The 8,869-nt window shown below is 71.8% G+C and carries 8 protein-coding genes; 6 read left to right on the top strand and 2 right to left on the bottom strand.

Annotated features, from left to right (window positions below; genetic code table 11):
• On the bottom strand, positions 1–373 hold a 373-nt coding region (locus tag DN069_RS33160), incomplete at its 3' end, for a phosphotransferase enzyme family protein (protein ID WP_165845745.1).
• Between the two features lie 135 nt (positions 374–508).
• Positions 509–1,165, bottom strand: a complete 657-nt coding sequence (locus DN069_RS33155; RefSeq protein ID WP_111506951.1) for a response regulator — start codon at positions 1,163–1,165, stop codon at positions 509–511.
• A 251-nt stretch (positions 1,166–1,416) separates the two neighbouring features.
• Here DN069_RS33155 and pdhA point away from each other — a divergent pair, with 251 nt between their 5' ends.
• The 6 genes from pdhA (at position 1,417) to DN069_RS33125 (ending at position 8,829) form a co-directional block, all read left to right on the top strand.
• Positions 1,417–2,544, top strand: a complete 1,128-nt coding sequence (gene pdhA, locus DN069_RS33150; protein WP_243640075.1) for a pyruvate dehydrogenase (acetyl-transferring) E1 component subunit alpha — start codon at positions 1,417–1,419, stop codon at positions 2,542–2,544.
• Between the two features lies 1 nt (position 2,545).
• Positions 2,546–3,529 (top strand): alpha-ketoacid dehydrogenase subunit beta, encoded by a 984-nt coding sequence (locus DN069_RS33145; protein ID WP_111506949.1) that lies wholly within the window; start codon positions 2,546–2,548, stop codon positions 3,527–3,529.
• 18 nt (positions 3,530–3,547) lie between these two features.
• Entirely contained in the window at positions 3,548–4,996 is a 1,449-nt protein-coding gene (locus DN069_RS33140) for a dihydrolipoamide acetyltransferase family protein (RefSeq protein WP_111506948.1), read from the top strand.
• A 119-nt stretch (positions 4,997–5,115) separates the two neighbouring features.
• Positions 5,116–6,231 carry a M64 family metallopeptidase gene (locus DN069_RS33135; RefSeq protein WP_111506947.1) on the top strand — a complete coding sequence of 372 codons (1,116 nt, stop codon included), beginning with the start codon at positions 5,116–5,118 and terminating at the stop codon, positions 6,229–6,231.
• A 123-nt stretch (positions 6,232–6,354) separates the two neighbouring features.
• Positions 6,355–7,359, top strand: a complete 1,005-nt coding sequence (locus DN069_RS33130) for a trypsin-like serine peptidase (RefSeq protein ID WP_111506946.1) — start codon at positions 6,355–6,357, stop codon at positions 7,357–7,359.
• A gap of 72 nt (positions 7,360–7,431) precedes the next feature.
• A complete protein-coding gene (locus DN069_RS33125; RefSeq protein ID WP_111506945.1) occupies positions 7,432–8,829 on the top strand; it encodes an MFS transporter in 1,398 nt (465 codons plus the stop codon).
• Positions 8,830–8,869 lie beyond the last annotated feature (40 nt).

The raw sequence follows: 8,869 nt of genomic DNA, 5'->3' as shown, positions 1-8,869 counted from the left end.
GCGTGCCGAGCTCGGCACGCTCCTCGGCTCCATACACGCCGAGCTCGGCCGCGGCGGTGAGCGGGAGCGGACCGGGGGCGGCGCCGTCCACGAAGGGGAAGAGCGCGTAGCGGCGGCCCCGGAGCAGGACCAGCGTGCGGCCGTCCTCGGCCGCGACGGGGGGCACGGTGGGGAGGCCCGCCGCGGCCAGCGCGGCGATCGTGCGGTGCTGGGCGGCGATCGCGCCGCTGGAGGCGTGGCCCGCGTCGTCGAGGTACTGCTTGAGGACCCAGCGGCGGCCGTCCTCCGCGTCGATCCGCCAGACCCGGTTCAGCAGCCCGTGCGCGGTGCGCTCCACGGCCACGGGCGCGTCCACGCCGAAGCGTTCCAGCACCGTGTTCACCCGGGCCCGGGAGGCGGCGGGAACGGCTGATAACCGACTTGTCAGCGTGAGTGTCTGGCCCTGCGTCACGCGGCAGATGCTACTGCCGGGACGTGAGCGGCAGCCCGTGCTGATCTTCTGTGACCGTTAACCCTCCGTCGCGTGCATCTTCGCGACATACGCGGCGGCCTGCGTGCGCCGTTCCATGCCCAGTTTTGCCAGCAGGCTGGAGACGTAGTTCTTGACGGTCTTCTCCGCCAGGTGCAGCTCGGCCCCGATCTGCCGGTTGGTCATGCCCTCGCCGATCAGGTCGAGGATCTTCCGCTCCTGCTTCGTCAACCCGGAGAGGCGCTCGTCCTCCTTCTGGCCGCCGTCACGCAGCCGCTCCAGGACGCGGGCGGTGGCGACCGGGTCGAGCAGGGACTTTCCGGCCGCGACGTCACGGACGGCGGAGAGCAGGTCCGTGCCCCGGATGGCCTTGAGGACGTATCCGCTCGCCCCGGCCATGATCGCGTCGAAGAGCGCCTCGTCGTCCGGGAAGGAGGTGAGCATGAGGCACTTGACCTCGGGCAGCTGCGAGCGGATCTCCCGGCAGACCTCGACGCCGCTGCCGTCGGGGAGGCGGACGTCCAGCACGGCGACGTCCGGACGGGTGGCGGGGATGCGGACCAGTGCCTCGGCCGCGGTGCCGGCCTCGCCGACGACCTCGATGTCCGACTCGAGCGACAGCAGCTCGTGGACGCCGCGGCGCACCACTTCGTGGTCATCGAGTAGGAAAACGCGGATTTGTCCCGATTCGCTCATGGGGACAGCCTCGCACACGGGTCGCGAACAGGTCGGGCGGGGGCGAAGGTTTGTCCGGTTTTGTGGGTGAGGATGGTAGTTGGACGTCCTAGCACAGAAGAAATTGGGTCTTCCCCTGGGTAACGTTCTCGAAGAGGATCAGGGCACACCTATCCGCCGATCCGCAGTCGTCGCCCACCCGAAGCGAGGACGCACGGAGCAGGCGACCGGACCGGTTGCCGGCAACCCCGGATGGCCGGCAATACCGAGGAGTGAACGTGACCGTCGAGAGCACGGCGGGGACGGCGACCGCTGCCGTCCCGGAGCTGGTGCAGCTGCTCACCCCGGAAGGGGAGCGAGTGGAGCATCCGCGCTTCTCCCTGGAGACGACTCCGGAGGAGCTGCGCTCCATCTATCGTGACCTGGTCCTTGTACGCCGCTTCGACGGCGAGGCGACCTCGCTGCAGCGCCAGGGCGAGCTGGGCCTGTGGGCCTCCCTGCTGGGTCAGGAGGCCGCCCAGGTGGGCTCGGGACGCGCACAGCGTCCGGGCGACTGGGCCTTCCCCACCTATCGGGAGCACGGCGTCGCCTGGTGCAAGGGCGTCGACCCGCTGAACCTGCTCGGCATGTTCCGGGGTGTGAACCACGGCGGCTGGGATCCGTACGAGAAGAACTTCCAGCTGTACACCATCGTCATCGGCTCGCAGACGCTGCACGCGACGGGCTACGCGATGGGCATCACCAAGGACGGCACCGACGACGCCGTGGTCGCCTACTTCGGCGACGGCGCGTCCAGCCAGGGCGACGTCAACGAGGCCTTCACCTTCGCCTCGGTCTACAACGCCCCCGTGGTCTTCTTCTGCCAGAACAACCAGTGGGCCATCTCCGAGCCCACCGAGCGGCAGACCCGCGTCCCGCTCTACCAGCGCGCCGCCGGCTTCGGCTTCCCCGGCGTCCGTGTGGACGGCAACGACGTGCTGGCCTGCCTCGCGGTCACCCGCTGGGCGCTCGAGCGCGCCCGCGCCGGCGAGGGCCCGACGCTGATCGAGGCCTTCACCTACCGCATGGGCGCCCACACCACCTCCGACGACCCGACCCGCTACCGGATCGCGAACGAGTTGGAGGAGTGGAAGCTCAAGGACCCGATCGAGCGGGTCAAGGCCTACCTGGTCCGCGAGGGCTGGGCGGACCAGGAGTTCTTCGACGCCGTCGACGCCGAGAGCGAGCAGCTGGCCCGCCGCGTGCGTGAGGGCGTCCGCAACATGCCCGACCCGGACCCGAGCGCGATCTTCGAGAACGTCTACGCCGAGGGGCACGCGCTCGTGGACGAGGAGCGCGAGGAGTACGTGGCATACGCGGCGAGCTTCGACGGCTCCGAAGAGGTTGGGGAGGGCCGCTGAGATGGCCGCTGAAAAGTACTCGATGGTGAAGGCCCTCAACGAGGCGCTGCGGCGCTCGCTGGAGGCCGACCCGAAGACCCTCGTCATGGGCGAGGACGTGGGCCGCCTCGGCGGCGTCTTCCGCGTGACCGACGGCCTGCACAAGGACTTCGGCGACGCCCGGATCATCGACACCCCGCTGGCCGAGTCCGGCATCATGGGCACCGCGATCGGCCTGGCCCTGCGCGGCTACCGCCCGGTGGTGGAGATCCAGTTCGACGGCTTCGTCTACCCGGCCTTCGACCAGATCGTCACCCAGCTGGCCAAGATGCACGCCCGTGCGCTCGGCCACGTCAAGCTGCCGATCACCGTGCGCATCCCGTTCGGCGGCGGCATCGGCGCCGTCGAGCACCACAGCGAGTCGCACGAGACCTACTTCGCCCACACGGCCGGCCTGAAGGTCGTCTCCCCGTCGAACCCGGTGGACGCGCACTGGATGCTGCGCCAGGCGATCGCCTCGGACGACCCGGTGATCTTCCTGGAGCCGAAGCGCCGCTACTGGGACAAGGGCGTCGTGGACCCGCTGGGCGAGGCCGCGCTCCCGCTGCACGCCGCGCGCGTCGCGCGTGCCGGCAAGGACCTGACCCTGGTCGCCTACGGCCCGATGGTCAAGGTCTGCCTGGAGGCGGCCGAGGCCGCCGCCGAGGACGGCCACCAGATCGAGGTCGTCGACCTGCGCTCGCTCTCCCCGGTCGACTTCGACACCCTCGAGGCCTCCGTCAAGCGCACCGGCCGCGCCGTGATCGTGCACGAGGCGCCGGTCTTCCTGGGCATGGGTGCGGAGCTGGCCGCGCGGATCACCGAGCGCTGCTTCTACTCCCTGGAGGCCCCGGTGCTGCGGGTGGGCGGCTACTTCGCCCCGTACCCGCCGTCCCGGGTGGAGGAGACGTACCTGCCGGACCTCGACCGGGTGCTCGACGCCGTCGACCGCGCCCTCGCCTTCTGACGGGGGTTGGAGAGCACGATGAGCACTGCTGTTTCGAACGTCCGCCAGTTCAAGATGCCGGACGTCGGCGAGGGCCTCACCGAGGCCGAGATTCTCAAGTGGTACGTCCAGCCGGGTGACACCGTCACCGACGGCCAGATCGTCTGCGAGGTCGAGACGGCCAAGGCCGCCGTCGAGCTGCCGATCCCCTTCGACGGGGTGGTGCAGGAGCTGTTCTTCAGCGAGGGCACGACGGTCGACGTCGGCATGGCGATCATCAGCGTCGCCGTCGCGGGCGGCGCCCCGGCCGAGGAGGCCGCGGCTCCCGCCGCTGCCGCCGCGTCGGCCGAGGAGCCGGAGCCCGAGCGGCGCGAGGTGCTGGTCGGCTACGGCCCGCGCTCGGGCTCGTCCCGCCGCCGTGCCCGGAAGCCCGCCGCGGCGCCCGCGCCGACGGTGGTGCAGTCCGGCGGCGAGGCGACGTACTACGCCCCGGCCCCGGCCCCGGCCGCCGCGCCCGCGCCGGCCGCTCCCGAGGCTCCGGCACTGGCCGCGCGCGCGGCCCCGGTCTCGGGCGAGCGTCCGCTGGCCAAGCCGCCGGTGCGGAAGCTGGCCAAGGACCTCGGCGTGGACCTCGCCGTGATCACCCCGACCGGCCCGCACGGCACGGTCACCCGCGAGGACGTGCACGCGCACGTCGCCGCGACGACCGCGCCCGCCGCGTCCGCTCCGGTCGCGGCCCCGGTGGCCGAGGCCGCCGTCCCGGCGGCGCCGGTCGTGTCCGCGGACGGTGACACCCGCGTCCCGATCAAGGGCGTGCGCAAGGCGACGGCGGCGGCGATGGTCGCCTCGGCGTTCACCGCCCCGCACGTGACGGAGTGGGTCCAGGTGGACGTCACCCGCACGATGCGGCTGGTCGCCAAGCTCAAGGAGACCGGCGAGCTGGGTGCGGGCGTCCGCGTCGGCCCGCTGCTGCTGGTCGCCAAGGCCCTGTTGATCGCGATCCGGCGCCACCCGGAGGTCAACGCCAGCTGGGACGAGGCCAACCAGGAGATCGTCTACAAGCGCTCGGTCAACCTCGGCATCGCCGCGGCGACGCCGCGCGGCCTGATCGTGCCGAACATCAAGGACGCGGGCAGCATGACGCTGCCCGACCTGGCCCAGGCGCTGACCGGTCTGATCGAGGTGGCCCGCGAGGGCAAGACCTCGCCGGCCGCGATGCAGGGCGGCACGGTGACCATCACCAACGTCGGCGTCTTCGGCGTCGACTCGGGCACCCCGATCCTGAACCCGGGCGAGGCCGCGATCCTGGCGTTCGGTCAGGTCCGGGAGCTGCCCTGGGTGCACAAGGGCCGGGTGGTCCCGCGTCTGGTGACGACGCTGGCGCTCTCCTTCGACCACCGGATGGTCGACGGCGAGCTGGGCTCCAAGGTCCTCGCCGACACGGCGGCGATCCTGGCGGACCCGAAGAAGCTGATCAGCTGGCAGTAGCCGGACTGCCGAGGGAGCCCGGGGTCGCCGTTCGCGGCCCCGGGCTCCTTTCGCTGTGGAATGTCCCTTTTGACCGAATGGCTCAACATCTGTTGCCCAGCACGCTCGTTCTGTCTTGAGTGAAGCTTTCTGCCGCTCTGCTGCTGTTGCTCGCACTCCTTTTCGGCGCCACTCCCGCGTCCGCGTCCGAGGCGCGCGTCGTGGACACGGTCGACCTCGTCGACAACGGCCCGGCCGCCAACCGGATCAGCATCGTCCTGGTGGGCGACGGCTACACCTCCGACGAACTGCCGCAGTTCCGCGCGCAGGCGGCGGCGACCTGGCGGGCGCTCGGCTCCGTCGAACCCTTCCGGAGCTACGCGCGCCTCTTCGACGTCCGCCGGGTCGACCTGGTCTCCCCGCACTCCGGCATCGGCGACGGCTCTCCGCTCGGCATGCACTTCGACTGCGGCGGCACGCCGCGCCTGCTCTGCGCCGACGACGCGGCCGTCTCGCACTGGGTCGGCCCGGCCGCCGGACCCCGCTACGTGATCGCGCTCGCCCACTCGACACAGTACGGCGGCGCGGGCGGTCCGGGCGTCACCACACTGGCGGCGGGCTCGCCGGACGCGGCCCGCATCATCGAGCACGAGATGGGACACACCGTGGGCGGCCTCGGTGACGAGTACGACGCCGCGCCGGGCGACAACGCCGACTTCCCGAACCTGTCCACCCAGGGCGCCGACGCGATGACCACGGCGCACGCGAAGTGGTGGCGCTGGCTGGGCGCCGCCGACCCCACCGGCGGCGTGGTCGGCGCGTACCGGAGCGCCAACGGCCTCTACCGGCCCACCCAGGACTCGATCATGCGGACCCTCGGCGGCGTCTACAACCTCCCCTGCCGGGAGGCGATCATCGAGTCCTTCTACCGGCAGCTCCGGCTCGTGGACGACGCCGAACCCGCGCCGCAGGCCGGGCCGGTGCCGCTGGGCCGGACGCTGCGCCTCGACACGCTGCCGCTCGCCGGCGACGGCGCCCGACTCTCCGTCAGCTGGACCGTGGACGGGCGCCCGGTGCCGTCGGGCGCGCTGCGGGACGGGGGTGGCGCGCTGGACACCGGTGCGCTGGGCGTGGGGGCGAATGCGCGGGCGACCGTCCGAGCCGTCGTCACCGACCGGACGCCGTGGGTCAGGGACGAGGCGTTCCGCCAGGCGCGGATGAGCGGCCGGGCCGAGTGGCTGGTGGGCCGGGTGTGACGCGGGGTTCAGAGGAAATCCACAGGTCACGGCCTGCTAACGGGAGCCGGTCACACCTCGGGCGGACGGGCAGTCATATGAGAGTGTGTAAAGACAAATAGGCAAAGGGTGGGGAGTTCCACGGTGGGCGAGCGCAGACGGCGCCGTTTCGGAGGGATCAAGGCGGGCGTCGCGGCGCTGTTCGCCGCGGGCGTGCTGGGGGCCGTGTTCGTGCCCTCCGCGCTGGCGGAGATCAACGGACCGAGCGGCACCGCCACGGCCGGCGCCCAGGCGTCCGCGCTGCCGGGCGGCTCGATGGCGGCCTCGCCGCGCATGGCCGCCGCCGCCCCGAGCACCTGGAACGCCTCCTCCGCCGCCAAGTTCTGGACGCCGGCCCGCCTGGCCGCCGCCACCTCGGTCGACGCGCCGGCGAAGTCGACCACGTCGGTGGGCGCCCACGCGACGACCGGCAGCACGATCGCCCACGCGAGCCACTTCACGGGCGCCTCGAGCACCGGCATCATCGTCTACGCCTCGCAGGACCTGACCACGCACTACTGCACCGCCAGCGTCGTGGACAGCACCCACGGCAACCTGATCATCATGGCCGCCCACTGCAACCCGGGCAGCTGGATGGCCTACGTGCCGAAGTACCAGCACGGCGCCGCGCAGCAGCCCTACGGGATCTGGGCCGTCACCAAGGTCTTCAAGGACTCCCACTACTCCGGCATCGGTTCCGGCAGCGACTACGACTACGCCTTCGCGCAGGTCGCCGACAACAGCAAGGGCCAGACGGTCCAGAGCGTCACCGGCGGCAACTGGCTGAGCCACCCCTCGACGTACAGCATGTACGTCACCGCGCTCGGCTACCCGAAGATCAGCGCCGATTCCGCGGACGAGGCGATCCGCTGCCACCCGAGCTACCCGACCAGCCACCTCTCCGGCTACCGGCAGATGGTGCTGTACTGCACCGGCTTCTACGGCGGCACCTCCGGCGGCCCGTGGCTGCTGGGCTTCAACGGCAACACCGGCTACCTCGTCGGCATCACCGGCGGCCTGGACACCGGCGGCCCCAACAGCTGGACCAGCTACAGCCCGTTCTTCGACAGTCGGGTCTTCACCCTGTTCAACTGGGCCGAGACCCACTAGTTGCTGCCTGCATCGTTCACAGGGCGGACACCAGGCAGGGCAATTCGTCATACCAATTAGGATGACGGCACCATGCCTGTCGATCCCGCCACCAGCGCCGCCGAGACTCCCCTCGCCCCTGCCCAGGTGCGGCGGGAGCCGCCGGGCGGCAGGGGCGCGTGGCTGGCCTGGGGCATCGGCGTCACGGTCTACGTCCTCGCGGTCGTCCACCGCACCAGCCTCGGCGTCGCCGGGGTGGACGCGGCGGCGCGGTTCGGCATCAACGCCTCCGCGCTGTCCACCTTCTCCATCCTGCAGGTCCTGGTCTACGCCGGGATGCAGATCCCGGTCGGCCTGCTGGTCGACCGTCATGGCCCGCGCCGGATCCTCAGCGCGGGCCTCGTACTGCTCACCGCAGGCCAGCTCGGTTTCGCGCTCGCGACCTCCTTCACCCCGGCGCTGCTCGCGCGCGGCGTGCTCGGCTGCGGCGACGCGATGACGTTCGTCAGCGTGCTGCGGATCGGCTCGCGCTGGTTCCCGCTCTTCCGCAACCCCTTCATCGCCCAGCTGACCGGCCTGGTCGGCACGATCGGCAACCTCGTCTCGACGATGGTGCTCTCCCAGGTCCTGCACAGCGCCGGCTGGACGGCGACCTTCGGCACCACCGCGCTGCTCGGCTTCGGCGTGCTGGCGCTCGTCGTCCTGGTCCTGCGTGAGACGCCGGACAGCGCGCGGCGCGAGCCGCTGTTCGTGCGCCGGGGCGCACGCGTCCCCGACGCCCCGCCGCCCGCCCCCGGCTTCTCGCTGCGCGACCAGATCCGCTCGTCCTGGCGGGAGCCCGGTACACGGCTGGGCATGTGGGTCCACTTCACCACGGCGTTCCCGGCCTCAAGTTTCCTGCTGCTGTGGGGCATGCCGTTCCTCATGTCCGGCCAGCACCTGTCGCGCGCCCTCGCCGGCGCGCTGCTCAGCCTGGTGATCGTCGCCGGCATGGGCTTCGCGGTCCTCTTCGGCCAGCTGATGTCCCGCCGACCGTCCTGGCGGACACCGACCGTCTTCGCCGTCGTCGCCACCACGGGCGGGGTCTGGGCCGCGGTCCTGACCTGGCCGTCGGCCGGCCACGTCCCGATGTGGCTGCTGATCGCCCTGGCGGTCGTCATGGGCAGCAACGGGCCCGCGTCCCTCATCGGCCTCGACTACGCCCGCCCGGTCAACCCGCCGGAGCGGGTCGGGACGGCCTCCGGCATCGTCAACATGGGCGGCTTCATCGCCGCGGTCCTGGCCCTCTTCCTGATCGGCCTCGTCCTGGACCTCAACACCCCAGGCGGCGGCACCGACTACACCGCCTCCGGCTTCCGCGCGGCCTTCGCCATGCTCTACCTGCCGATGGCCTTCGGCCTCCTCCAGATCCTCCGCCTCCGCAAGCGCGCGCTCGCGCGCGAGCGCGAGATCATCGGGACGTCGGTTCCTCGCGCACGCTCCCGCCGGTAGGTGCACCTACCCAGGGGCGCGAGCCGGTTGCCGGCGTCCC

Source organism: Streptacidiphilus pinicola (assembly GCF_003258295.1).
GTDB classification, from domain to species: domain Bacteria; phylum Actinomycetota; class Actinomycetes; order Streptomycetales; family Streptomycetaceae; genus Streptacidiphilus; species Streptacidiphilus pinicola.
The sequence above is the reverse complement of the archived record's forward strand: the minus strand, read 5'-3'. Positions and strand labels throughout refer to the sequence as shown.

Coding starts and splice junctions, on each gene's coding strand:
- DN069_RS33125 (WP_111506945.1), top strand. CDS start 7,432: ATGCCTGTCGATCCCGCCACCAGCGCCGCCGAGACTCCCCTCGCCCCT.
- DN069_RS33155 (WP_111506951.1), bottom strand. CDS start 1,165: ATGAGCGAATCGGGACAAATCCGCGTTTTCCTACTCGATGACCACGAA.
- DN069_RS33145 (WP_111506949.1), top strand. CDS start 2,546: ATGGCCGCTGAAAAGTACTCGATGGTGAAGGCCCTCAACGAGGCGCTG.
- DN069_RS33140 (WP_111506948.1), top strand. CDS start 3,548: ATGAGCACTGCTGTTTCGAACGTCCGCCAGTTCAAGATGCCGGACGTC.